General features: G+C 71.5%; 25 protein-coding genes and 1 pseudogene. 14 read left to right on the forward strand and 12 right to left on the reverse strand.

What is annotated here, in order from left to right:
* Positions 1 to 15 precede the first annotated feature (15 nt).
* The 5 genes from ybeY (at position 16) to era (ending at position 3,964) form a co-directional block, all read left to right on the forward strand.
* Positions 16 to 489: an rRNA maturation RNase YbeY gene (ybeY, locus tag HHX41_RS01060; RefSeq protein WP_169979174.1), complete on the forward strand. Its 474-nt coding sequence runs from the start codon at positions 16 to 18 to the stop codon at positions 487 to 489.
* On the forward strand, positions 486 to 1,781 hold the full coding sequence (locus HHX41_RS01065) for a hemolysin family protein (protein WP_182904449.1): 1,296 nt from the start codon (positions 486 to 488) through the stop codon (positions 1,779 to 1,781). The genes ybeY and HHX41_RS01065 overlap by 4 nt, the downstream gene beginning before the upstream one ends.
* A gap of 277 nt (positions 1,782 to 2,058) precedes the next feature.
* Positions 2,059 to 2,718 carry a hypothetical protein gene (locus HHX41_RS01070; protein ID WP_182904450.1) on the forward strand — a complete coding sequence of 220 codons (660 nt, stop codon included), beginning with the start codon at positions 2,059 to 2,061 and terminating at the stop codon, positions 2,716 to 2,718.
* Positions 2,715 to 3,050 (forward strand): cytidine deaminase, encoded by a 336-nt coding sequence (locus HHX41_RS01075; RefSeq protein WP_182904451.1) that lies wholly within the window; start codon positions 2,715 to 2,717, stop codon positions 3,048 to 3,050. Before HHX41_RS01070 ends, HHX41_RS01075 begins: the two co-directional genes overlap by 4 nt.
* A 2-nt stretch (positions 3,051 to 3,052) precedes the next feature.
* The gene (era, locus tag HHX41_RS01080; RefSeq protein WP_169979166.1) at positions 3,053 to 3,964 is read left to right on the forward strand and encodes a GTPase Era; all 912 of its coding nucleotides are present in this window, start codon (positions 3,053 to 3,055) and stop codon (positions 3,962 to 3,964) included.
* A gap of 4 nt (positions 3,965 to 3,968) precedes the next feature.
* Here era and HHX41_RS01085 read toward each other — a convergent pair whose 3' ends face one another.
* From HHX41_RS01085 to HHX41_RS01115, 7 genes are read right to left on the reverse strand one after another with little or no spacing between them, the layout of a single operon-like run.
* Complete coding sequence (locus HHX41_RS01085; protein WP_182904452.1) at positions 3,969 to 4,451, reverse strand: hypothetical protein; 483 nt, start codon at positions 4,449 to 4,451, stop codon at positions 3,969 to 3,971.
* A gap of 32 nt (positions 4,452 to 4,483) precedes the next feature.
* Positions 4,484 to 5,446 (reverse strand): urease accessory protein UreD, encoded by a 963-nt coding sequence (locus HHX41_RS01090; RefSeq protein ID WP_310741699.1) that lies wholly within the window; start codon positions 5,444 to 5,446, stop codon positions 4,484 to 4,486.
* Positions 5,447 to 5,462: 16 nt separating this feature from the next.
* On the reverse strand, positions 5,463 to 6,200 hold the full coding sequence (gene ureG / locus HHX41_RS01095; protein WP_169979162.1) for an urease accessory protein UreG: 738 nt from the start codon (positions 6,198 to 6,200) through the stop codon (positions 5,463 to 5,465).
* A gap of 39 nt (positions 6,201 to 6,239) precedes the next feature.
* Positions 6,240 to 7,151 (reverse strand): urease accessory protein UreF, encoded by a 912-nt coding sequence (locus tag HHX41_RS01100; protein ID WP_182904454.1) that lies wholly within the window; start codon positions 7,149 to 7,151, stop codon positions 6,240 to 6,242.
* Entirely contained in the window at positions 7,151 to 8,869 is a 1,719-nt protein-coding gene (locus HHX41_RS01105) for an urease subunit alpha (protein ID WP_182904455.1), read from the reverse strand. The genes HHX41_RS01100 and HHX41_RS01105 overlap by 1 nt, the downstream gene beginning before the upstream one ends.
* Positions 8,862 to 9,197 carry an urease subunit beta gene (locus HHX41_RS01110; RefSeq protein ID WP_169979155.1) on the reverse strand — a complete coding sequence of 112 codons (336 nt, stop codon included), beginning with the start codon at positions 9,195 to 9,197 and terminating at the stop codon, positions 8,862 to 8,864. The genes HHX41_RS01105 and HHX41_RS01110 overlap by 8 nt, the downstream gene beginning before the upstream one ends.
* Entirely contained in the window at positions 9,194 to 9,496 is a 303-nt protein-coding gene (locus tag HHX41_RS01115) for an urease subunit gamma (RefSeq protein WP_182904456.1), read from the reverse strand. The genes HHX41_RS01110 and HHX41_RS01115 overlap by 4 nt, the downstream gene beginning before the upstream one ends.
* A gap of 211 nt (positions 9,497 to 9,707) precedes the next feature.
* On the opposite strand from HHX41_RS01115, the gene urtA reads away from it, so the two are divergent.
* From urtA to HHX41_RS01150, 7 genes are all read left to right on the forward strand, one after another.
* A complete protein-coding gene (gene urtA, locus HHX41_RS01120) occupies positions 9,708 to 10,904 on the forward strand; it encodes an urea ABC transporter substrate-binding protein (protein ID WP_310741753.1) in 1,197 nt (398 codons plus the stop codon).
* 9 nt (positions 10,905 to 10,913) lie between these two features.
* Positions 10,914 to 11,768 carry an urea ABC transporter permease subunit UrtB gene (urtB, locus tag HHX41_RS01125; RefSeq protein WP_169979146.1) on the forward strand — a complete coding sequence of 285 codons (855 nt, stop codon included), beginning with the start codon at positions 10,914 to 10,916 and terminating at the stop codon, positions 11,766 to 11,768.
* Positions 11,765 to 12,829 (forward strand): urea ABC transporter permease subunit UrtC, encoded by a 1,065-nt coding sequence (gene urtC / locus HHX41_RS01130; RefSeq protein WP_169979144.1) that lies wholly within the window; start codon positions 11,765 to 11,767, stop codon positions 12,827 to 12,829. The genes urtB and urtC overlap by 4 nt, the downstream gene beginning before the upstream one ends.
* Positions 12,826 to 13,587, forward strand: a complete 762-nt coding sequence (urtD, locus tag HHX41_RS01135; protein ID WP_182904458.1) for an urea ABC transporter ATP-binding protein UrtD — start codon at positions 12,826 to 12,828, stop codon at positions 13,585 to 13,587. Before urtC ends, urtD begins: the two co-directional genes overlap by 4 nt.
* On the forward strand, positions 13,574 to 14,266 hold the full coding sequence (gene urtE / locus HHX41_RS01140) for an urea ABC transporter ATP-binding subunit UrtE (RefSeq protein WP_182904459.1): 693 nt from the start codon (positions 13,574 to 13,576) through the stop codon (positions 14,264 to 14,266). Before urtD ends, urtE begins: the two co-directional genes overlap by 14 nt.
* A 196-nt stretch (positions 14,267 to 14,462) precedes the next feature.
* Entirely contained in the window at positions 14,463 to 15,512 is a 1,050-nt protein-coding gene (locus HHX41_RS01145; RefSeq protein ID WP_182904460.1) for a sigma-70 family RNA polymerase sigma factor, read from the forward strand.
* Between the two features lie 62 nt (positions 15,513 to 15,574).
* A complete protein-coding gene (locus tag HHX41_RS01150; protein WP_182904461.1) occupies positions 15,575 to 16,465 on the forward strand; it encodes an SgcJ/EcaC family oxidoreductase in 891 nt (296 codons plus the stop codon).
* Here HHX41_RS01150 and HHX41_RS01155 read toward each other — a convergent pair whose 3' ends face one another.
* Together HHX41_RS01155 and HHX41_RS01160 are read right to left on the reverse strand one after the other, a co-directional pair.
* Positions 16,466 to 17,476 (reverse strand): GNAT family N-acetyltransferase, encoded by a 1,011-nt coding sequence (locus HHX41_RS01155; protein ID WP_182904462.1) that lies wholly within the window; start codon positions 17,474 to 17,476, stop codon positions 16,466 to 16,468.
* Positions 17,477 to 17,550: 74 nt separating this feature from the next.
* Complete coding sequence (locus HHX41_RS01160) at positions 17,551 to 17,796, reverse strand: DUF2630 family protein (RefSeq protein ID WP_169979124.1); 246 nt, start codon at positions 17,794 to 17,796, stop codon at positions 17,551 to 17,553.
* Positions 17,797 to 18,074: 278 nt separating this feature from the next.
* Between HHX41_RS01160 and leuA the strand changes: the two genes are divergently transcribed.
* Positions 18,075 to 19,799: a 2-isopropylmalate synthase gene (gene leuA / locus HHX41_RS01165; RefSeq protein WP_182904463.1), complete on the forward strand. Its 1,725-nt coding sequence runs from the start codon at positions 18,075 to 18,077 to the stop codon at positions 19,797 to 19,799.
* Between the two features lie 560 nt (positions 19,800 to 20,359).
* A complete protein-coding gene (locus HHX41_RS01170; RefSeq protein WP_182904464.1) occupies positions 20,360 to 20,983 on the forward strand; it encodes a hypothetical protein in 624 nt (207 codons plus the stop codon).
* Positions 20,984 to 21,127: 144 nt separating this feature from the next.
* Here HHX41_RS01170 and HHX41_RS01175 read toward each other — a convergent pair whose 3' ends face one another.
* The 3 genes and pseudogenes from HHX41_RS01175 to HHX41_RS42160 form a co-directional block, all read right to left on the reverse strand.
* The gene (locus HHX41_RS01175; protein ID WP_182904465.1) at positions 21,128 to 22,030 is read right to left on the reverse strand and encodes a nucleotidyl transferase AbiEii/AbiGii toxin family protein; all 903 of its coding nucleotides are present in this window, start codon (positions 22,028 to 22,030) and stop codon (positions 21,128 to 21,130) included.
* A 16-nt stretch (positions 22,031 to 22,046) separates the two neighbouring features.
* Complete coding sequence (locus HHX41_RS40085; protein ID WP_259400548.1) at positions 22,047 to 22,385, reverse strand: hypothetical protein; 339 nt, start codon at positions 22,383 to 22,385, stop codon at positions 22,047 to 22,049.
* 141 nt (positions 22,386 to 22,526) lie between these two features.
* Positions 22,527 to 22,682: pseudogene (locus HHX41_RS42160) on the reverse strand (type IV toxin-antitoxin system AbiEi family antitoxin domain-containing protein); the annotation flags it as partial.
* Positions 22,683 to 22,765 lie beyond the last annotated feature (83 nt).

The following is a 22,765-nucleotide window of genomic DNA, read 5'->3' on the forward strand; positions in this document are numbered from 1 at the left end:
GGGTGAGGAGACCCCGTGAGCATCGAGGTGGCCAACGAGTCCGGCGTCGAGGTCGACGAGTCGGCTCTGGTCGAGCTGGCCGGGCACGTCCTGGGCCGGATGGGGATCAACCCGCTGGCCGAGCTGTCGATCCTGGTGATCGACGAGGCGGCGATGGCCGAGCTGCACGAGCAGTGGATGGGGGAGCCCGGCCCGACCGACGTGCTGGCCTTCCCCATGGACGAGCTGCGGCCCAACTCCGGCGGCAGGGACGAGGACGACGCCCCCGACCCGGCGCTGCTCGGAGACGTGGTGCTGTGCCCCCAGGTGGCGGCCAAGCAGGCCGCCGAGGCCGGGCACGGCGCGCAGGACGAGCTGGAGCTGTTGTGCACGCACGGCATCCTGCACCTGCTCGGCTACGACCACGCCGAGCCCGAGGAGCACGCCGAGATGTTCGGGCTGCAGGACGAGATACTCGGCGCCTGGCGGGAGGTGCGGCGTAAGCCGTGACCAACGGCTGGCTACTCTCCGCCGTCTTCCTGATCGTGGCCGGCGGCCTGCTGGCGAGCGCGGAGACGGCGCTGACCCGCATCTCCAGGGTGCGCGCGGAGGAGTTCGTCAAGGAGGGCCGGCGCGGCGGGGTGCGACTGCAGGCGATCGTCGCCGATCCGCCGCGCTACCTCAACCTGGTGCTCCTGCTACGCCTGAGCTGTGAGCTCGTCGCCACGGTCATCACGACGCTGCTGTTCATCGACTGGCTGGGCGACCGCGGACAGGCGTACGCCGGGGCGGCCGTGGTCATGATCCTGGTGAGCTACGTCATCGTCGGGGTCATGCCGCGTACGCTCGGCCGCCAGCACGCCGAGCCGGTCGCGCTGGCGAGTGCGCCCATCGTGTACGGGCTGACCCGGATCTTCGGCCCACTGCCCGAGCTGCTGATCCTGCTGGGCAACGCGCTCACTCCCGGCAAGGGCTTCCGCGAGGGCCCGTTCACCTCCGAGGCCGAGCTGCGCGACCTCGTCGACCTGGCCGAGCAGCGCAGGGTCATCGAGCCCGACGAGCGGGAGATGATCCACTCGGTCTTCGAGCTGGGCGACACGCTGGTGCGCGAGGTGATGGTGCCGCGCACCGACATGGTGTTCATCGAGCGCGGCAAGACGCTCAACCAGGCGCTCTCGCTCGCCCTGCGCAGCGGGTTCTCCCGCGTCCCGGTGGCCGGGGAGAACGAGGACGACGTGGTGGGCATCGCCTATCTCAAGGACATCGTCCGCCGCATCCAGGACACCGGCGACGGCGGCGTCCGCGTGGACGAGCTGATGCGTCCCGCGACGTACGTGCCGGAGAGCAAGCCGATCGACGAGCTGCTGCGCGAGATGCAGGCGCGGCAGATCCACCTCGCCATCGTCATCGACGAGTACGGCGGCACCGCCGGCCTCGTCACCATCGAGGACGTCATCGAGGAGATCGTCGGCGAGATCGCCGACGAGTACGACCAGGAGGCCCCGCGGGTCGAGTGGCTGGACGACGGGGCGGTGCGGGTGACCGCGCGGCTTCCGGTCGACGAGCTCGGCGAGCTGTTCGGCACCGAGATCGAGGTCGAGGACGTCGACACGGTCGGCGGCCTGCTGGCGCACGCCCTGGGCCGGGTGCCGATCGCGGGCTCGGAGGCGGTCGTCGGGGGCCTGCGCCTGACGGCCGAGAACCTGGCGGGACGCCGCAACCGGATCAGCACCGTCGTCGTGCGCCGCGAGGAGCCCGCGACGGGCGACGAGGTCGTGGCGGCCGACGCCGGCCACGAGTGACGACGCGCCGTCCGGCCTCTGCAAGCGTCCTTCAAGCGTGCTGCAAGTGCGCTGAGCCACTGTTGTCCCAGGCGCTCAGAAGGGGTTCGGGGCGCCTCATTGGGGAGTCCGGCGCGCCGGGAGGGGTTCGCGGCGCACCGGAGCCTCCCTTGGGGGATCCGTACATCGACGCGGGGCTTTCACCCGGCTCAGGGTGAGGGCCCCGTTTCGATTACGCAATGTGATTACCCGTACGCGGCAGGGGGAAGGAAACCTCCGGCAAAGCGGGGAGGCGGGTATGCGGATCGTCCACGCGGCCGTCGCGGGCTGCCTGGTCCTGGCCACCGGCGGCTGCGGCACGGGCGAGGTCACCTACGCCGCCGTCCGGCCCCCCGGAAAGACGGGCGACGCGAGCGGTGTGCGGGCCCTGCTCGGCAGGATGGACGCCCTTCCCGACACGTTCTTCAGCCACGCGCGGGCGCCGTGGCGCCCGCCGTTCCGACCCCGAGCCCGCGCCTGCCGTCTGCTGTTCGACGCGGCCGCGGGCAGGCTCCCGCGCGAGGGGCTCAGCGGCACGGCCGCCGCCACCTACCAGGGCGCGCACGCCGGCGAGCTCGCCGGGGTCGGCGTCGCCGTCTACGACGGCGACGAGGCGGCCGGGCATCTCGCCGCGCTCCGCGACGCCCTCGCCCACTGCGCGACGGCCGACGCCGGCACGCCGTACGACCGCCTGGCGGCCACGCGGACTCCGCCGGCCGGAATCGGCGGCGCGGACGCGGCCGCCCGTGCCCTCGCCGGCCGGGTCGGCGGCTACCCCTACCGCATGCACCTGGTCGTCGCCCGCTCCGGCCACACGCTGATCGCGCTCGTGCACGCGGGCCTGACCCCGCCCGACCCGGCCCGTACGGCCGAACTGACACGGCTGCTCGTCCGCGAGGTCGGTACGCTTGACGCGTGACAGAGACGCTGGGCCCCGAGGACAACAAGATCATTACGCTGGCCAGGTCGACGCGGGCGCGCGGCGGCGCTCCCGAGGGCGCCGCGGTGCGCGACGAGACCGGCCGGACGTACGCCGCGACCACGGTGGAGTTGCCCTCGCTCCGGCTATCGGCCCTGCAGGCGGCCGTGGCCATGGCCGTGTCCAGCGGGGCGAAGTCCCTGGAGGCGGCCGCGGTGGTCACCGAGGCCGACGACCCGGCGGAGCCGGACCTGGCCGTCATCGAGGACATGGGGAACGGCACGCTCTTCCTGGCCGCTCCGGACGGCTCGCTGAAGGGCCGGTACATCTGACGATGAACGCCGAACCGAGCGGTTTCCGGGCGGGCTTCGCCTGCTTCGTCGGCAGGCCCAACGTCGGCAAGTCGACGCTGATGAACGCCTTGGTCGGCACCAAGGTGGCGATCACCTCGTCCAAGCCGCAGACGACGCGCCGGGCCATCCGCGGCATCGTCCACCGGCCGGACGCCCAGTTGGTGATCGTGGACACCCCCGGCTTCCACCGTCCCCGCACGCTCCTGGGGGAGCGGCTCGACAGCCTGGTGCTGTCCACGCTCACCGAGGTCGACGTCATCGGGTTCTGCGTCCCGGCCAACGAGCCGATCGGCAAGGGCGACCGGTTCATCGTCGAAAAGCTCGCGGCCGTCAAGAAGACCCCGGTGGTGGCGGTCGTCACCAAGTGTGACCTGGCCACCCGCGAGCAGATCGCGCACCAGCTTCTGGCGGTGTCCGCGCTGGCCGAGTTCGCGGAGATCGTCCCGGTGTCCGCGCAGGGGGGCGAACAGCTCGAGGTCCTCGCCGACGTGCTCGTCAAGCGGCTGCCTGAATCGCCCCCGCTGTACGCCGGCGGGGAGCTGACCGACGAGCCGGAACAGGTGCTGGTCGCCGAGCTGATCCGGGAGGCCGCGCTTGAGGGTGTGCGGGACGAGCTGCCCCACTCGATCGCGGTGGTCGTGGAGGAGATGACTCCCCGGGAGGGCCGTGACGACCTCCTCGACGTGTACGCCCACATGTTCGTCGAGCGGCCCTCGCAGAAGGCGATCGTGATCGGCCCGGGCGGCGCGAGGCTCAAGGACGTGGGCACCCGCGCCCGGCAGCAGATCGAGGCGCTCCTCGGCACCCGGATCTACCTCGATCTGCGGGTGAAGGTCGCCAAGGAGTGGCAGCGCGACCCCAAGCAGCTGCGGCGGCTCGGCTTCTACGACTGACGGGTCACCGGCGGCGCAGCAGCGCGGCGGCGGCCAGGACGGCCAGCGCGACCGAGGCCAGCAGGCCGGCGAACCAGCCGTACTGGATCGTGGGGTGCACCCGCAGCAGCCCGGAGACCTGGAAGTCGAGCCGGCCCACGAGGTCGCGCGGGTCGGCGAGGAACATGGCCAGCGCGAAGGCGGCCACCGCGCCGGGCAGGATCGCCAGCCCGGTGAACAGCCAGTTTCGCGCCGCGCCGAGCACGCCGAGCAGCATGGCCGTGACCCCGGCGCCCAGCACGACCCAGCCGGAGCCCGCGTCCACGCCGCGCACGGCGTGCGTGAGCGACGCGTCGAGGATGCCGAACTCGGCGGTGAGGCCGGCCCACGGGAGCAGCGCGGTCACGGCCAGCGTGAACCCCGCGACGAACACGCCGGCGGCCCGCAGGACGCCGGCCACGCTGGTGCCTCGCCGCGGCCTGCCGGGGTGCTGCGTGGGTTCCGACACGATCACCAGGCTACGGCGCGGGGCGGCAGGTTTCAGCCCCGGCCACCGTCGGCCGGCGTGGTGAAGGGGCGCGCCGGCGGTCGGACGGGGTGTGCGGCGGCGAGTGGCCCGGCCGGTGGAACGGGGTGCGCGGCGGCGAATGCGCCGGACGCCGCGACGGTCTGGGCGGCGGCGGGTTGCCCGGGCGGTGAGGCAGCCCGTGCGGCGGCCCGTGCGGCGGCCGGCGGCCCGGGTGGCGGGGCGCCCGCGGCCTCCTCGCCGCGCCGCAGCCGTTTCCTCAGCTGGACGGCGTCCGCGCCGAGCGCGCAGACCTGCACGCCGGGGCCGGCCAGGGGCAGGGCCGCCCAGCCGTCCCCCAGGACGGCCCGCCGCTCCCGCTCGGCGTCCGGCTCGGCGTCCAGTTCGGCGGGCGGAGCCCAGGCGGGGCCCGCGAGGAGGGTCGAGCCGACACACCGGGCGTCCCCGTAGACGGCCGGGCTGCCGTCCACGGCATCCTCGCCGATCAGGAGATCCTGGCGGAGCAGAGGCCGCCCGGCCACGGTCGCGTCGAACCGCGCGTGGCCGCGTCCCGGCCGTTCGCCGTGCCGCCCGAACACGATCTCCTCCCGCCAGAAGACCGTGGCGTCCTCGGCGAGCGAGAGCCGTACGACGAGGTGGTGGGCGCATCCGGCGGCGAGGACGGTCGGCTCGGGGGAGAAACGCAGGGCGGCGCCCGCCCCGACCCGGGCCCGTACGACCATGACCGAGGGGGTGTCCGCGAGGCCGGGCAGCACCAGCGTGGCGGCCACCGAGCGGACCTCCAGCGAGGTGCCGGGGGCGACGTCCACGGCGAGGTCGAAGCGGTCCCCGCGCAGCGGGCCCGCGCCCGTCGAGACGAGGTGCACCCGCCGGGGCCCGGTCTGCCGCAGCGTCAGCGGCGGGTCGGAGCGGAGCGTCTCCAGCCGGGTCCTGCCTCCGCCCGCGGCCTCGGTGCGGATCACCGCTCGCGCGGTCACGGCGCCGGATGCCATGTCAGGGCGCCGTGGCCGGGTGGGGGCCAGCGTGGGAGCCGCCGTGGGAGCCACTGTGGGCGGTGTGGTGGTGCGGTTCCCCGTGCTCGCGTCGCCAGGCGTCGACCATGGTCACCACCCACTCCGCGACGGTGTGCGCGGACCTGTCCTCCCTGATCGAGGTGAACAACACCGGTTTGCCGTCCCGTACGGCCGCCGCGTCGCGGGACATCACGGTCAGATCGGCGCCGACCATCGGCGCGAGGTCGGTCTTGTTGACCACGAGCAGGTCGGCCGAGGTCACCCCCGGCCCGCCCTTGCGCGGCACCTTGTCGCCGCCCGACACGTCGAGCACGAAGATCTGCCGGTCGGCCAGGCCCCGGCTGAAGGTGGCGGTGAGGTTGTCGCCGCCGCTCTCGACGATGACGAGGTCGAGCGGCCCGAATCGCTCTTCCAGCGTCTCGACGGCGTCCAGGTTGGCCGCGATGTCGTCGCGGATGGCGGTGTGCGGGCAGCAGCCGGTCTGCACGGCGAGGATGCGGCCGGGGTCGACGACCCCCGCGCGGCGCAGGAAGTCGGCGTCCTCGGTGGTGTAGATGTCGTTGGTCACGACCCCGAGCCGCAGGGTCGGCCCGAGACTGCGGCACAACGCCGCCACCAGGGCGGTCTTGCCGCTGCCGACCGGCCCGCCGATGCCCAGGCGGAGCGCCCGCCCGTGCGGTTCGGCCGGGTCGTGGAGGTCGTCGTGGTGAGCGCCCATGGGGAACCTCGTCTTTCTCGTGCGATGCCGGGTGGGAGGTCAGGAGACGAAGAGCTTGGCCGGGTTGGTCAGGTGTCCCTCCGCCAGGAGGTCGAGCGCGGGCGCGCCGTGCCCGGGCAGCGCCCGCCACGCCGCCCGCCATCCCGCGTGCCGTCCCGTGCCGCGCTCGTCCGGCTCCTCGCCGGGCTCTTCGCCGGGCTCCTCGTACGGCTCCTCGTACGGCTCCTCGTCGAGCGGGACGGCGCCCGCGAGCGACGTACAGGCGGCGTGGGCCGTCTCGTCGAGCGCGGGCGCGAGGTCGGCGAGCAGGCGATGGACGGCGACCGGGTCGAGGCCGAGGAGCCGCACCGCGGCCGTGGCCGGGCCGGTGACCGTGGCGTAGGCGGCGGCCAGCGCGGCCTGGAGGGGCTCGCAGCCCGCGGAGGCCGCGACCGCGCCGAGCGCGACCGGATGGTGCGGGCCCTCAGGCACCGCTCGCGCGAGCATGTCCAACGCGGCCGCGGGCCACATCCGGCGGGCCGTGCGCAGCAGGAGCCGCCCCTGGGTGCGCGAGGCCTCCCGCTGGGCGGGTGAGGCGGTCCGGGCGTCGGCCTCGGCGTCCAACCGCCGCCACAGCGCAGCCGGCTCGCCCATGGCACCGGCACCGGTATCGGCACCGCCGCCGGCCGCGGCTCCGGGGGCCGATCGCGCGGCGGTCCCGGAGCCGGTCTCGGAGTCGGTTACCAGGACGACCTCGGAGACCGCCAGCTCGCACGCGGCGGCGGCGAGCGCGGCGGTGACGAGGCCGGAGGTGGCGAGCCTGCCGCGCAGGAACCGCGCCAGGTCGCCGGTGCCGGTGACGGCGCCCCGCCGTACGGCCTCCTCCACGCCGCCCGAGTGGGCGTGCCCGCCCGCCGGCAGCCGGGAGTCGGCCAGCAGCAGCAGCGCCGCGTCCCCCTTCACGGCGGACATCAGAAGAGGAAGTAGCGCTGCGCCATAGGCAGCGACTCGGCCGGGGCGGGTTCGATCAGCTCGCCGTCCACGCGTACGGCGAAGGTGTCGGGATCCACCCGGATGTCCGGCAGGGCGTCGTTGAGCGGCATCGCGTGCTTGCGCCGGGCGCGGACGTCGGCCACCGGGACCAGCCGCCTGCCGACGGCGAGACGGCCGGCCAGGCCGTCCTCCAGCGCGAGCGGCGCCACGAAGTGCAGCGAGGTCGCGGCGGCGGTGACCGGGGCCGCGCCGAACATGGGGCGGGGGAGCACGGGCTGCGGCGTCGGGATCGACGCGTTCGCGTCGCCCATCTGGGCGTACGCGATGACGCCGCCCTTGACGACGAGGTCGGGCTTGACCCCGAAGAAGGCCGGGCTCCACAGCACGAGGTCGGCGAGCTTGCCGGGCTCCACCGACCCGATCTCCGCGTCCAGCCCGTGGGCGATCGCCGGGTTGATCGTGTACTTCGCCACGTACCGGCGGGCGCGGAGGTTGTCGGCGGGGCCGTCGCCCGGCAGCGGCCCGCGGCGCCGCTTCATCACGTGCGCCGTCTGCCACGTACGAATGATCGTCTCACCGACCCGGCCCATGGCCTGGGAGTCCGAGCCGATCATCGAGATCGCGCCCATGTCGTGCAGGACGTCCTCGGCCGCCATCGTCGTCGGCCGGATCCGCGACTCGGCGAAGGCCAGGTCCTCCGGGATGGCGGGGTTGAGGTGGTGGCACACCATGAGCATGTCCAGGTGCTCGTGGTGCGTGTTGACCGTGTGCGGCCTGGTCGGGTTCGTGGACGAGGGCAGCACGTTGGCGTGGGAGGCCACGGTGATGATGTCCGGGGCGTGGCCGCCTCCGGCGCCCTCGGTGTGGTAGGCGTGGATGGCCCGCCCGCCGATGGCCCGTAGGGTCGACTCCACGAAGCCGGCCTCGTTGAGCGTGTCGGTGTGGATGGCGACCTGCACCCCGGTGGCGTCGCAGACCCGCAGGCAGGCGTCGATGACGGCGGGGGTGGCGCCCCAGTCCTCGTGCAGCTTGAAGCCCGACGCCCCGGCCCTCAGTTGTTCGAGCAGCCCCTCCTTGCTGACCGTGTTGCCCTTGCCGAGCAGGGCCACATTCAACGGGTAGGAGTCCAGGGACTCCAGCATCCGGCCGAGATACCAGGTCCCGGTCACGGTGGTGGCCTTCGTGCCCTCGGCGGGTCCTGTGCCGCCGCCGACGACCGTGGTCACGCCCGAGGCGAGCGCCTCGTCGAGGATCTGCGGGCAGATCAGGTGGACGTGGGTGTCGACCGCGCCCGCGGTGACGATCTTGCCGTTGGCCGCGAGGATCTCGGTGGACGGGCCGATGACGAGCTCCGGGTGGACGCCGTCCATCGTGTCGGGGTTGCCGGCCTTGCCGATCGCGGTGATCCGGCCGTCGCGGACGCCGATGTCGGCCTTGACGATCCCCCAGTGGTCGAGGATCACCGCGCCGGTGATGACCAGGTCGGCCGCGCCCTCCGCCCTCGTGGTGCGCGCCTGCCCCATCGACTCGCGGATGACCTTGCCGCCGCCGAACACCGCCTCGTCGCCCGCCCCGGCGGGTCCCATCGACAGGTCCTCGGTCACCTCGACGTACAGGTCGGTGTCGGCCAGGCGCACCCGGTCGCCCGCGGTGGGGCCGTACAGCGCGGCGTAGTGGGCCCGCTCGACGCTAGACATCGGTCCTCCCGTCGAGGGGACCGGCCCACTCGGGGCGCAGTCCGGGTACGACGCGGTTCCCCGCGAGCGGGACCAGCGTGACGTCGCGCTCCACCCCGGGCTCGAACCTGGTCGCGGTGCCCGCCGGGATGTCGAGGCGGGTGCCCCAGGCCGCCTCCCGGTCGAACTCCAGGCCGGGGTTGGCCGCGGCGAAGTGGTAGTGCGACCCGACCTGCACCGGCCGGTCGGCGGTGTTGACGACTCTCAGGGTGATCCGCTCCCTGCCGGGGTTCAGCGGCACGTCGCCGTCGCCGCACAGGATCTCGCCCGGCACGCCCTCGCCCGTCATGTGATCGGGTTGTGGACGGTGACGAGCTTGGTGCCGTCGGGGAAGGTCGCCTCGATCTGGACGGACTCCAGCATCTCGGGCACGCCCTCCATGACGTCCTCGCGCCGCAGGACCTTGCGGCCGGCGTCCATCAGGTCGGCGACGCTGCGGCCGTCGCGGGCGCCCTCCAGGAGGAAGGACGCGATGAGGGCCGTCGCCTCCGGATGGTTGAGGCGAAGGCCGCGCTCCCTGCGCTCGCGGGCCACGCCCGCGGCGACGTGGATGAGGAGCCGTTCCTGTTCGTGTGGAGTGAGCCGCATGGCGGGACGATAGGTACCCGCGGTTTCCCCCGCGTTACCCACTGATTTCGTATGCGTATCCGGACGGCGGTGAGCCTTCGCTAATGACTTGTTAACGCCCGGGATTTCGGCGGGAAATACCGCGCGCCCACCTTGACGGCAGACGGATCGGCGCGGGGGCCGTAGCGGCAAGGAGAGGCAATTGCGGAACTCATTATGGCGTGCCGGAGCGGTGTTCGCTCTCGCGGCCGCGACGCTCGCGGCGTGCGGCGGGCAGTCCTCAACAAGCGGTACATCTGCCTCATCTGGGGGTTCTGACACCATAAAAGTCGGCATCCTGCACTCCCTCAGCGGCACGATGGCCATCAGCGAGGTCACGGTCAGGGACGCCGAGCTGCTCGCGATCGAGGAGGTCAACGCGGCCGGCGGCGTGCTGGGCAAGAAGCTGGAGCCCGTCGTGGAGGACGGCGCCTCCGACTGGCCGACGTTCGCGGAGAAGGCCACCAAGCTCATCGCGCAGGACAAGGTCGCGACCGTCTTCGGCGGCTGGACGTCGGCGAGCCGCAAGGCGATGCTCCCGGTCTTCGAGAAGCGCAAGGCGCTGCTGTGGTATCCGGTCCAGTACGAGGGCCTGGAAAGCTCGCCGTACATCTTCTACACGGGCGCGACGACCAACCAGCAGATCGTCCCCGGGCTCGACTATCTGAAGGAGAAGGGCAAGAAAAAGCTCTTCCTCGTCGGCAGCGACTACGTCTTCCCGAGAACCGCGAACAAAATCATCAAGGCGTACGCCGCGGCGAACGGGATGGAGGTCCTCGGCGAGGAGTACACCCCGCTCGGGCACACCGAGTACAGCACGCTGGTCAACAAGATCGTCGAGGCGAAGCCGGACGCGGTCTTCAACACCCTGAACGGCGACAGCAACGTCGCGTTCTTCAAGCAGCTCAAGAGCACCGGGATCAGCGCCGACCAGATGCCGGTCATGTCGGTGTCCGTGGCCGAGGAGGAGGTCAGGGGCATCGGGGTCGACAACGTCGCCGGGCACCTCGTGGCCTGGAACTACTACCAGACGACCGACACCCCGGCGAACGAGAAGTTCGTCGCCGCGTTCAAGGCGAAGTACGGCGCCGACAAGGTGACCTCCGACCCGATGGAGGCCGGATACAACGCCGTCCACCTGTGGGCCGAGGCCGTCAAGAAGGCCGGGAGCACCGACGTGGAGGCCGTCAAGAAGGCCGCCGGCGGGGTGTCCCTGGACCGCCCAGAGGGCAAGGTCACCATCGACGGCGACAACCAGCACGTCTACAAGACCGCGCGCATCGGGGTCGTCCAGCCGGACGGCCAGATCAAGGAGGTCTGGAACTCCGGCGAGCCGATCAAGCCCGACCCCTACCTCAGGACGTACCCCTGGGCCGGCGGCCTGGTCTGACGGGCCGACATGGAGGGAATGGTCAACCAGCTGCCGATCGGGCTGTCGATCGGAGCGGTCCTGCTGCTCATCGCCCTCGGGCTGACGTTCACCTTCGGGCAGATGGGCGTGATCAACATGGCTCACGGCGAGTTCATCATGGCGGGGGCCTACACGGCCTACCTGCTCCAGGGCGTGGGCTTCCTGGTCGCCCTCCCGGCCGCCTTCGTGGTGGCCGGGGTCATGGGCCTGATCCTGGAGCGCACGCTGATCCGGCGCTTCTACGGCCGCCCACTGGACACGCTGCTGCTCACCTGGGGCGTCAGCCTCATGCTCCAGCAACTGGCCCGTGACCTGTTCGGGGCGCCCAACGTGCAGGTCGCCTCGCCCGCCTGGCTGCGCGGCGGCGCCGGGATCCTGCCGTACAACCGGCTGTTCATCCTGGCGCTCGCCGCGGCGTCGGTGCTCGCGATCTGGGCGTACATGAACCGGACCGGGCAGGGGCGGCGCATGCGGGCGGTGATGCAGAACAGGAGGCTCGCGGCCACGAGCGGTATCGACACCGGAAGGGTCGACCAGCGGACGTTCTTCATCGGCTCCGGCCTCGCCGGGGTCGCGGGGGTCGCGCTCACGCTGATCGGGCCGGTCGGCCCGGCGCTCGGGACGTACTACATCGTGGACGCGTTCCTCGTGGTCGTCGCGGGCGGCCTGGGACAGCTCCGCGGCGCGGTGCTGGCCGCGATCGGCCTCGGCCTGCTGAACTCCTACGCCGAGTTCTGGAGCGACGCCAGCCTCGCCAAGGTCGTGGTCCTCGTGGCGATCATCGGCTTCCTGCAGATCCGGCCGCAGGGGCTGTTCTTCGTCCGATCGCGGGCGCTCACATGACCGCCCTCACGGTCTCGCGCCGGGTCCTGACCGGCCGGTGGCAGGGCCCCGCTGCCTTCACGGCGGTGGCGGTGCTCGCCCTGGTGGTGGCGCCGCTGCTGCTGGAGCCGTTCCGCCTCGGCCTGCTGGCCAAGTATCTCTGCTACGCGATCGTGGCACTGGGCATCGGCCTCGCCTGGGGGCAGGGCGGCATGCTCACGCTCGGGCAGGGGGTGTTCTTCGGCCTCGGCGGCTACGCGATGGGCATGTATCTCAAGCTCAACGACGCCGCCGGGGACCTGCCCGACTTCATGGTCTGGAGCGGGGTGGAGAAGCTGCCGGCGCTGTGGAAGCCGTTCGGCAACCCGGTCTTCGCGCTGGCCATGGTCGTCGTGCTGCCGGTCGCGGTCGCGCTGCTGCTCGGCGCGCTGGTGTTCCGCCAGCGCGTACGAGGGGCGTACTTCGCGATCCTCACCCAGGCGCTGGCGGCGGCGCTGGTGATCCTGCTGGTCGGGCAGCAGGGGCTGACCGGCGGCACGAACGGCCTGACCAACTTCTTCGACTTCTTCGGCCGCGACGTGGCGGCCGACGAGACCCAGCGGGGCCTCTACCTGCTGGTGGCGGCCGTGCTCGGGGCGCTCTACCTGGGCGCCAGGCAACTCGTCCGCAGCCGGTTCGGACGGCTGCTGCTCGCGGTCAGGGACGGCGAGGACCGGGTGCGCTTCCTCGGGTACGACCCCGCCACGGTGAAGACGCTGACCTTCGCCGTCTCGGCCGGCATGGCCGGCATCGCGGGGGCGCTGTTCGTGCCCGTGGTCGGCATCATCTCGCCGGCCCTTCTCGGGGTCGTGCCCTCGCTCGAACTCGTCGTAGCGGTGGCCGTCGGCGGCCGGTTCGCGCTGGCCGGCGCGGTGCTCGGCGCGGTCGTTATGGGGTACGCGCGGACGTACTTCAGCGAGGAGCTCCCGGACGCCTGGCTGTATCTGCAGGGCGCCCTGTTCGTGCTCGTCATGACGCTGGCGCCCAAGGGCATCGCGGGCCTGGCCGCCGCTCTCGTACGGAGAAGGGAGGCGAGGGCGTGACCGAGCCCCTCTTGGACATCCGCGGGCTGCAAGTCGCCTTCGGAGGCTTCCGGGCACTCGACGGCGTGGACCTGACCGTCGGCCGGGGCGAGCTGCGCTTCCTGATCGGGCCGAACGGCGCGGGGAAGACCACCCTCATCGACGTGATCACGGGCCTGACGAAGCCGACCGCGGGCACCGTGCGGTTCGAGGGGCAGGACCTCGCGGGCCGCAGGGAACACGAGATCGTCCGGCTCGGCGTGGGCCGGACCTTCCAGACCTCGGTGGTCTTCGAGGAGCTCACCGTGCTGGAGAACCTGGATCTCGCCGCGTCGTTCCGCCGCCCCCTGTGGTCGCTGCTGCGCCGCAGGCGCGGGGTGTCGGAGGAGGTCGCGGCGGCGCTGGAGACGACCGGCCTGGCCGGGCTGGCGGACAGCAGGGCCGGGGTGCTGTCCCACGGGCAGCGGCAGTGGCTGGAGATCGGCATGCTGATCGTCCAGCGGCCCCGGCTGCTGCTGCTCGACGAGCCGGTCGCCGGCATGTCCTCCGGCGAGCGCGAGCGCACCGGCGAGCTGCTCACCGAGGTCGCCCGCGACCACACCGTGGTCGTGGTGGAGCACGACATGGACTTCCTGCGCCGTTACGCCTCCCAGGTCACCGTCCTGCACGAGGGCAGGGTGCTGACGGAGGGCTCGGTGGAGCAGGTGCGGGCCGACCCGCGCGTGCAGGAGATCTACTTGGGACGGGCGCGGGAGGGTGCCGAGGATGCTGTCCGTTGAGGGACTGGAATCGGGGTACGGCCGGGCCCGGGTGCTCTTCGGCGTCTCGCTGGAGGTGCCCGCCGGAAGCCTCGTCTGCGTGATGGGCCGCAACGGGGTCGGCAAGACGACCCTGCTCGACACCGTCATGGGCGTGCTCCCGGCGACCGGCGGGACGGTGACGTTCGAGGGCAGGGACGTCACCCGGCTGCGCCCCGACCAGCGCGTACGGCTCGGCATGGGCTACGTGCCGCAGGGGCACGAGACCTTTCCCCAGCTCACCGTGATGGACAACCTCCTGGTCACGCTGGAGGCGTCCGCGCACCGTGAGCACGCGGAGCTGGAGGAGGCCCTGGAGGTCTTCCCCCGGCTCAAGCCGCTGCTGAAACGGCCGGCGGGGTTCCTGTCCGGCGGCCAGCAGCAGCAGCTCGCGATCGCCCGCGCCCTGGTCACCCGGCCGAGGCTGCTGATCCTGGACGAGCCGACCGAGGGCATCCAGCCGTCGATCATCCTGGAGATCGAGGAGGCCGTCGAACGCCTGCACGCGACCGGTCTCGCGATCCTGCTGGTGGAGCAGTATCTGGACCTCGCGCTGCGGCTGGCCGACGGGTTCGTGATCCTCGACGCCGGACGGGTGGTCAGGTCCGGCCCCGCACGGGAGCTCCAGGACGAGGAGGTTCACCGCCTGTTGTCCGTCTGAGGGCCTGTCGCCGGTCCCGGTCCCGCGCTTACGCTGGAGGGGAGGAAGCGATCGCACGTGTGAACGCCTTCGGCCGCGCCGGAGGCTCCGCACCGCCCGTGCGGTGGGGGCCGGTCCGGACCCGGCATTGCGCACGGCCCGACCGCTTCCTCCACTGTCTCCGGCGTCGCCCCCCGAGCCGGGGCAGGATGGGCGGATGGGTGAGGAACGGATCGGCCGGACGGGGCAGTCCGGCGCCGAACTGCTGGCCGCGGCCCGTTCCGGCGACGGCGACGCCTTCGGGCGCCTGGTCGGGCCGTTGCGGGACGAGCTGCGCGCGTACTGCTACCGCATGCTGGGATCGGTTCACGACGCGGAGGACGTCGTCCAGGACACGCTGGACCGGGCCTGGCGCGCTCTGCCGCGGTTCGAGGACGACGAAGGGGACCGCGGATCCGTGCGGCCCTGGCTGTACGCGATCGCCACGAACAGGGCGCTGACGCTCATCGAGCGGCGTGGGCGGCGCGAGCTGCCCGCCGACCTGAGCCCGGGAGGCGTACCGCCGGTCGAGGCGGCGTGGGTCGAGCCGTTCCCGGACCGGCTGATGAGCTGGACGGCGGAGCTGGGCCCGGAGGCCCGCGTCGTGGCGCGGGAGAGCGTGGAGCTGGCCTTCGTCGCCGCGCTGCAGCACCTGCCGGCTCGGCAGCGGGCCGTGCTGCTGCTGCGCGACGTCCTCGGCTACGGCGCCGGCGAGGTCGCCGGCCTGCTGGAGACGACCGTCGCCGCGGTCAACAGCGCGCTGCAGCGGGCCCGCGGCACGCTCGGACGCCTGGTCCCGCCCACCACCCAGCAGCGGACTCTCGGCCTGCTCGGCGAACCGGCGTGGCGGGAGACGGCCCGGCGCTACGCCGCCGCCTGGGAGGCCGCGGATGTGGACGCCATCGTGGCGATGCTGACCGAGGACGCGAAGTACTCTATGCCGCCGCTGACGGCCTGGTATCAGGGGCACGACGCCATCCGCGGCTTCCTGCGGAAGACGGCGCGCGAATGGCGCTGGCGTCTCCTGCCGGCGCGGGTGAACGGGCAGGTCGCGTTCGGCACCTACCTGTGGGACGACGACCGCGGCGTCTACACCGCCGCCAGCCTGGACCTGCTCGCGCTGCGCGGACAGCGGATCGCCGAGGTGGTCTCGTTCCTGGAGGCCCACCTGCCGGCGTTCGGCCTGCCGGCGGAACTGACGCGGGCGGATGTGGCGGCTGACCGATGAGTTCGCCGGTCGCCGAGGGTTGTAGGCGGTGACAGCGGACGACCCGGAAGGACCGAGCGAGAATGACCGACGACCACGAGCGGATCCGCGACCTGATCGAGCGCTGGGCCGAGGCGGTCCACCGCGGCGACATCGAGGGGGTGGTCGCCGACCACGCCGGCGACATCGTGATGTTCGACGTGCCGCCGCCGTACGAGGGCGTACGCGGCCTGGACGCCTACCGCGAGACGTGGCCGCCCTTCTTCGCCTGGCAGGCGCATGGTGCCTGCTTCGAGATCGAGTCGCTGGACGTGACCGCGGGGCAGGACGTCGCGTTCGCCCACGCCCTGGTGCGCTGCGGCGGCCCGGAAGAGCTCGCGGCGAACCCGCGGACGCGCCTGCGGCTGACACTCGGCCTGCGCAGGCAGGACGGCCGATGGGTGGTCGCCCATGAGCACCACTCGTTCCCGTACGTCGACCCGGACGCCGGCTCCGGGGCGGCCGAGGAGTCCGGGGTGGCCGAGGAGTCCGGGGTGGCCGAGGAGTTCGGGGTGGCCGAGGAGGAGGTGCGCGAACTGCACCACCGGTGGTTCGCCTGCACCGCCGCCGGGGACCTGGAGGGCCTCATGGCCGGCATCGCCGCCGACGTCGTCTCCTACGAGCACGACGGGCCGCTGCGGCACCGCGGCGTCGAGGCGGTGCGCGAGGTCTGCGCGCGCGGCCTCGACGCCGCCGGGGACGGCGTGAGCTGGGATGTCCCCGATCTGAGGATCCTGGTCAGGCAGGACCTGGCCGTCGCGTGGGGGCTCAACCGCATCCGGGTCGAGCAGGCGGGCGGCGAGAGCGCCGAGACGTGGTCACGCGGAACCCGCGTGTTCGAGCGGAGAGACGGCACGTGGGCGATGATCCACCAGCATCTCTCCTCCCCGCACGATCCGGACACCGGCGAGGCCAGGACCGACCTGCGCCCGTAGTCAGATGTCGAGCTGCCACTGGTACCAGGTGTCGAAGACCTCGAAGCCCATCGCCTCGTTGATCGCCAGCATGTGCGGGTTCGCCACCGAATTCCAGGTGATCACACGCTCGACGGACGGCTCGCAGGCGCGGAACCAGGTGATGCCGGCGAGCTTCAGCACCAGGCCGAGCCGCCGGCCGCGGTGCGGGGCGAGGACCGTGGTCGCGCCCTGGCGGGCCCAGCCCTCCGGCCGCTCGGCGTCCACCACCAGCTGGGTGAACCCCGCGGGCTCCCCGCCGGCCGTGTGCCGGGCGATCACCGTGTAGGTCCGCAGGCCCGCCCGTGTGAGCATCTCCTCGCGTGCGCGCACGCGGTCGGCGGTCCACCGCTGGTCCTCCATCGCGAGGTCGCCCAGCGGCTCGTCGTTCATGCCCTCCGCCAGGCGGGCCATGTCGCCGAGCAGGTCGTCGGGGGTCGGCCCGGCCCACCGTTCGAGTGAGTAGCCGGTGGCGTGCCGTACGGCCCGCGCTCGGAGGAGTTCGAGGCCGGACCAGTCGGCCGTGCGCAGGTCGAGCACCAGCCGGGTCTCGGTGGAGGCCGGGGAGAACCCGCGGGCCTTGGCGAACGCCGTGCCCGGCCCGTCCGCCGGCGCCTCGGCGATCAGCACGCGTCTGCCCTCGTCGCGCGCCCGGCCGATCGCGTGGTCGAGCAGCATGCCGCCCACGCCCTCGCGCCGTCGCCGTGGATGCGTCATCAGCCGGAGCAGGGCGAGGTGGGTGTTGTCGTCCTGCGGGAGGTGGAGGATGTGGCCGCCGGCGACCCGGTCGCCGTCGCACGCCGCCCACGCCTCGGCACGCTCGCCGCCCGACCCGCTCCGGACGCTCGCCGCGAAGTGCCGCCACGACATCGCGGGACCCGGATCGTCGCAGGCCCGGGACACGGCGTACAGACCGGCCAGGGGGGAGTGGCCCGCGGGGCCGTCGGGGTCGTCTTCCTCCTGCGCCGCGGGGACGACGCGCATCATGTGCATGCCGACAAGAATTCCGCACACCCTGTCAGGGACGCGACTCGTTTTCACATCGTGGAACCGCGGTGGTGAGGGGTCTACTGCATGTAGTTCTCGACCTCGTCGGCCGGGCGGGGGGAGGCGTAGTCGGGGTCCTCGCCCACGTCGCGCCGGGCGCGGCGCTGGCGCAGGAGGTCCCAGCAGCGGTCGAGCTGCTCTTCCAGCGAGGAGATCCTGTCGTGCTCCTCCTCGGAGGTCAGCTCGCCCGCGACCAGCCGTTCACGCAGCGAGTGCTCCTCGTCGACCAGCTCGCTGATCTGCTTGAGGATGTCGTTGTCCTTCATGCGGCCTCCTTCGCATCACGGCTCACCCTAACCCGGTGCTCCGTCTCGGAATGTGATCGGGTGTCTCTTCCGCTGGAGGGCGTCTGCTAGTCTGCTTGGCATGCTGCGCGGTCTCCTTCTTATCCGCCGCGGCGAGGGCCTGTAAGAGGCCGGCTCCCTCGCCGCGGTGCGAGAGTCATGCGCGTCGGCCGCCCTGGTTTTTTCCAACGGCGCCCCTTTTCCGATGACGACGGCAACGTCGTGCCCGGGGCTCGCCGTGCGCCCGACGAGGAGCAATCATGAATGAGCAGCAGCCGAGCCCGATGCCGTTCCATCGCTACACGCCGTTCGAGCCCGTACGGCTGGCCGACCGCACCTGGCCCGACAAGGTCATCACCAAGGCGCCCCGCTGGTGCGCGGTGGACCTGCGCGACGGCAACCAGGCGCTGATCGACCCGATGGACTCCGACCGCAAGCTGAAGATGTTCGACCAGCTGGTCCGGATGGGCTACAAGGAGATCGAGGTCGGCTTCCCCGCCGCGTCGCAGACGGACTACGACTTCGTCCGCCAGATCATCGAAGAGGAGCGCATCCCCTCCGACGTGGTCATCCAGGTGCTGACGCAGGCCAGGCCCGAGCTGATCGAGCGGACCTTCGAGTCGCTGCGCGGCGCGCGCCAGGCGATCGTCCACCTGTACAACTCCACCTCCACCCTCCAGCGCCGGGTCGTCTTCGGCCAGGACACGGACGGCATCACCGCCATCGCCGTCGAGGGCGCCAAGCTGTGCAAGAAGCTGGCGGCCGAGATGGAGGGCACGGAGATCTACTTCCAGTACTCGCCCGAGTCCTTCACCGGCACCGAGCTGGAGTACGCCGTCGAGGTCTGCAACGCCGTCAACGACGTGTGGCAGCCCACCCCCGACCGCAAGGTGATCGTCAACCTGCCGGCGACGGTCGAGATGGCCACCCCCAACGTGTACGCCGACCAGATCGAGTGGATGCACCGCAACCTGGCGTACCGGGACTCGATCGTGCTGTCCCTGCACCCGCACAACGACCGGGGCACCGCCGTCGCCGCCGCCGAGCTGGGCTACATGGCCGGCGCCGACCGCATCGAGGGCTGCCTGTTCGGCAACGGCGAGCGGACCGGCAACGTCTGCCTGGTGACGCTGGGCATGAACCTGTTCTCCCAGGGCATCGACCCCGAGATCGACTTCTCGGACATGGACGAGATCCGGCGCGTGGTCGAGCACTGCAACCAGTTGCCCGTGCACCCCCGCCACCCGTGGGGCGGCGAGCTGGTCTACACGGCCTTCTCCGGCTCCCACCAGGACGCCATCAAGAAGGGCCTCGAGCACCTGGAGCGCGACGCGGCCGCCGCCGGCGTGCCGGTCGACGAGTTCACCTGGGCCGTGCCGTACCTGCCGATCGACCCCAAGGACATCGGCCGCACGTATGAGGCCGTGATCCGCGTCAACAGCCAGTCGGGCAAGGGCGGGGTCGCCTACATCATGAAGGCCGACCACCAGCTCGACCTGCCGCGCCGCCTGCAGATCGAGTTCTCCCGCGTCATCCAGGCCCGTACGGACGCCGAGGGCGGCGAGGTCACCGCGGCCGAGATCTGGGAGCGGTTCTCCGACGAGTACCTGCCCAACCCGGCGAGCCCCTGGGGGCGGCTGGGCCTGCTGGCCCATCGGCACACCTCCGCCGTGGACGACAAGGACGCGATCAGCGCCGACGTGCGGGTCGACGGCCAGATCCGGGAGATCGAGGGCGTCGGCAACGGCCCCATCTCGGCCTTCTGCGACGCGCTGGAGAACATCGGGGTGCCGGTGCGGGTCCTCGACTACACCGAGCACGCGATGAGCGCGGGCGCCGACGCCAAGGCCGCGTCGTACGTGGAGTGCGAGATCGGCGGGCCGGAGGGCACGCAGGTCCTGTGGGGCGTCGGCATCGACGCGAACACGACGACCGCCTCGCTCAAGGCCATCATCTCCGCCGTCAACCGCGCCACCGGCCACTGACGTCCCCCCGATTCTCGCGGTGACACGGCATGACCTGCGCCGTCACTGCTCATGACCTTGCCCAAAATCGCAAGCGTATGTCCTGACCGGCCCATAAGGCGGTCGTGATCACGCGAAAGGCGGCAACCGGGAGATCCCCGACTGCCGCCTTTCGCATGTCTCATGATCGACGGCGACGTCGAGATTCACAGTCGCGGGCACAATGGATCATGCAACGACACATGCCCCCTCCTTTATGGGTTAGGACGTCCTGCGCATGAGGCGATTGATTGCAGTTTTCGGCGCGACTGCTGTGACCTGCGCTCTACCGGCCCCCGCCCCGGCGGCTCCTGTCCGCCCAGTTCACCGTCAAGGTAGTCGAGTGGGGAGACGTCCAGCTGGGTTCGCGCTCGCGGCTGATCAACCACACGGCCAACACCTTTCAGTACGACTTCAAACGCGCGGGGTCGATCCAGCTCGGGCGCAAGGGAGTCGTCGCGTCCGACCTGAGCAGGCACCTGCGGTTCGAGCGTGACGACTCCGCGGCCCTCGTGAAGAAGGACGCCGCCGACGGTGATCCCGTGGCCAGGAGCCTCCTGATCCAGACCCGGCCGCACCGTTCCGTGAGCGTGAACGGCAAGCTCTACACCACCGGACCCCTGTACGCGCCCGCGTTGCCGAAGGGGAAGACCTGGGCCCTGCGCGGTGCGATCCCGAACGGCGGCGCCTTCACCGATCAGGTCGTCGACGTCTTCGAGCCCCAGACGCTGAAAAAGCTGCTGTCCGACACCTATTTCAGAAAGCGCTCCGGTTTCAAGGACAGCACCGGCCGGATCCACGAGAACACGATGCTCTACAAGGGGAAGATCACCTTCGCCGACCTGTACGCCGTCTCGCCTACCTTCCGGGCGCTTCTCGGGCGGAAGCCCGACGCCACCCTCGCTCCCGCCCTCGTGTGGTGGTGGCTTTGGACCGACAAGGACGGCACGCCCATGATGGTCGACTCCATCTGGGACACCTGGATCAAGGGCGGGGCTGGCCGGCCTCATGCCAGGGGAGCGGCGAGAACCGAGTACCTCGCCTGGCGACCCCACGTGACTGTCAAGCCGCCCAGGTCGTCCCTGGTGGCCAAGGTCGAGGGCCCGGCCGACGGGCTGCCCGAAATCGACGACGTGGGCGAGGCCATCCGGGACCGGCGGGATTAGTCGCGGAGGCTCCGGTCCGGCTCTCGTTCGTCACGAACCGGTTCGTCGCCGGGGAACCGCACAAGGCGGCCTTCCCGCCACCGCATCCGGCGCGAGCAGGGCCGGGCTCGCATAAGGCCGGATTTCGCGTCACGAGTTGCGGGATCAGGTCCATGCCAGCCTCAGCGGATCCCAAGCTCCCGAGGTGACTTCTCTGGACAGAACGGGATCGACCAGAGCCTTGGCCACGAGCAGCGCCTCGCCGAGCGATCGTTCGGCGATCCAGGGAAAATCGGCGACCACGGTGGCGTATCCGACCGCCCACATCGCTTCATCCGGCGCGTGGAGCTCGGCCCCGTGAAGCAGTTCGCGACGGTGTGCCTCCGAGGTGAAGGCTCTGCGGAGCGCCAAGGCCTGTAAAGATCGCGACCTCGCTATGAGAACCAGGTCGACAAGGTCGCGAAAGCGGGTGCTCGGTCTGCCGTCGCGGACTTCCAGCATTGCCATGACCTTGTCGGCGACGGTGTCGACCAGCGGATAAAGCCGGTACGGCGGCCGGACCAGTCCCGGGATGTCGAGCGAAAGAGCAGGCGGTGAAACTTCTGGGCGGCCCGTGATGAGGCCGCCGGTTACCAGATCTACCCCGAATCTCTCGAAGCGGCGCGGGCCCAGCCAGGCTTCCACACCCACTCGTATGCCCGCGACTCCCTGGATGAGGGATCGCGGCCGGTCGAAGCGGAAGGTGAAGTAATCGCCCAGGTCGGCTTCGGCGGTGGTGCACAGCGCCGCGAAACCCGCCTCAGGCGAACCGGCGCGGGCCACGACGTCGACGTCGGCAGAGTGCCGGGCTGAAGAGAGGCGGGCGAGCAGGGCCACGCCGCCCTTGAGGATCCAACAGTCCTCATCGCCGGCGAAGAGGCGGGCGAGTAAGCGGTCATACGCGAACTGACGGCGACGTTGGCTCGTCGAATACGGCGAATCGCCCGAGGTTTTCTTGAGGCGGTCCGTGATGGCGGCACCGAAAGCCTGGGGGGAGGTGTAGGGGAACGTGTCGCCGGTGGACTGCATGTGGCTACGGATGTCCTTATCGATGGGTCAGATGCTGCAGGAACTCCTGACCGGTCGCGTCGGGCAGTCCGTAGCCCGCGGCATAGGGCGCCAGAGCCGTGGCGAGGTCACTGGGCTGGGTCAGGTTCCGTTCCAGCATGTCCGCCACCACAAGGCCCAGATGACCTCCATCCAGACGGATGGCTGCCAGGTCTGTCGCCGTCCGTCGCGGTGTGGTCACGAGGAGTCCGTCGACCCATTCGACATCATCGACCGCGAGCCGCGCATGGCGAATGGCCACATCCTGTCGCCGGGTCCGAAAGCGACGCGGCGGGGGGACGATGAATTCCCACCGCAGGGGATTGAGATGTCCCACCTCGTATACAAGAGCTGCACTGGTGTGGGAGACGACTCCGTGAGGGAGTCCTCGCTGGTCCATCTGTAGTTCGGGGGCTAGCTGGAGCCATGCGGCCCGTAGTTCCTCCAGCCCGGGGCGCGGAGCGCCGGCCACCCGGTAGACGCCGTGAGCCACGTGTTCGAGAGCCCGGGCCTGGACCAAGCGGCTGAGGTCGCGGCGATGTGCGCCATGACGTGTGGCCTGCCGAGCGGTGACCAGACCATGCTGAGCCTCCGCGAGGGGCGAAAGGATGCTCATCGCACCGGCGAGACCCATGGCACGACTGTCTCATAACTGAGACGTTCGTGCCAAGGCTCCTAACGGCGACCGCAGGCGAACCCTGGTGGCCCGGTTCGATG

The organism is Microbispora sp. H13382 (assembly GCF_014161445.1).
GTDB lineage: Bacteria > Actinomycetota > Actinomycetes > Streptosporangiales > Streptosporangiaceae > Microbispora.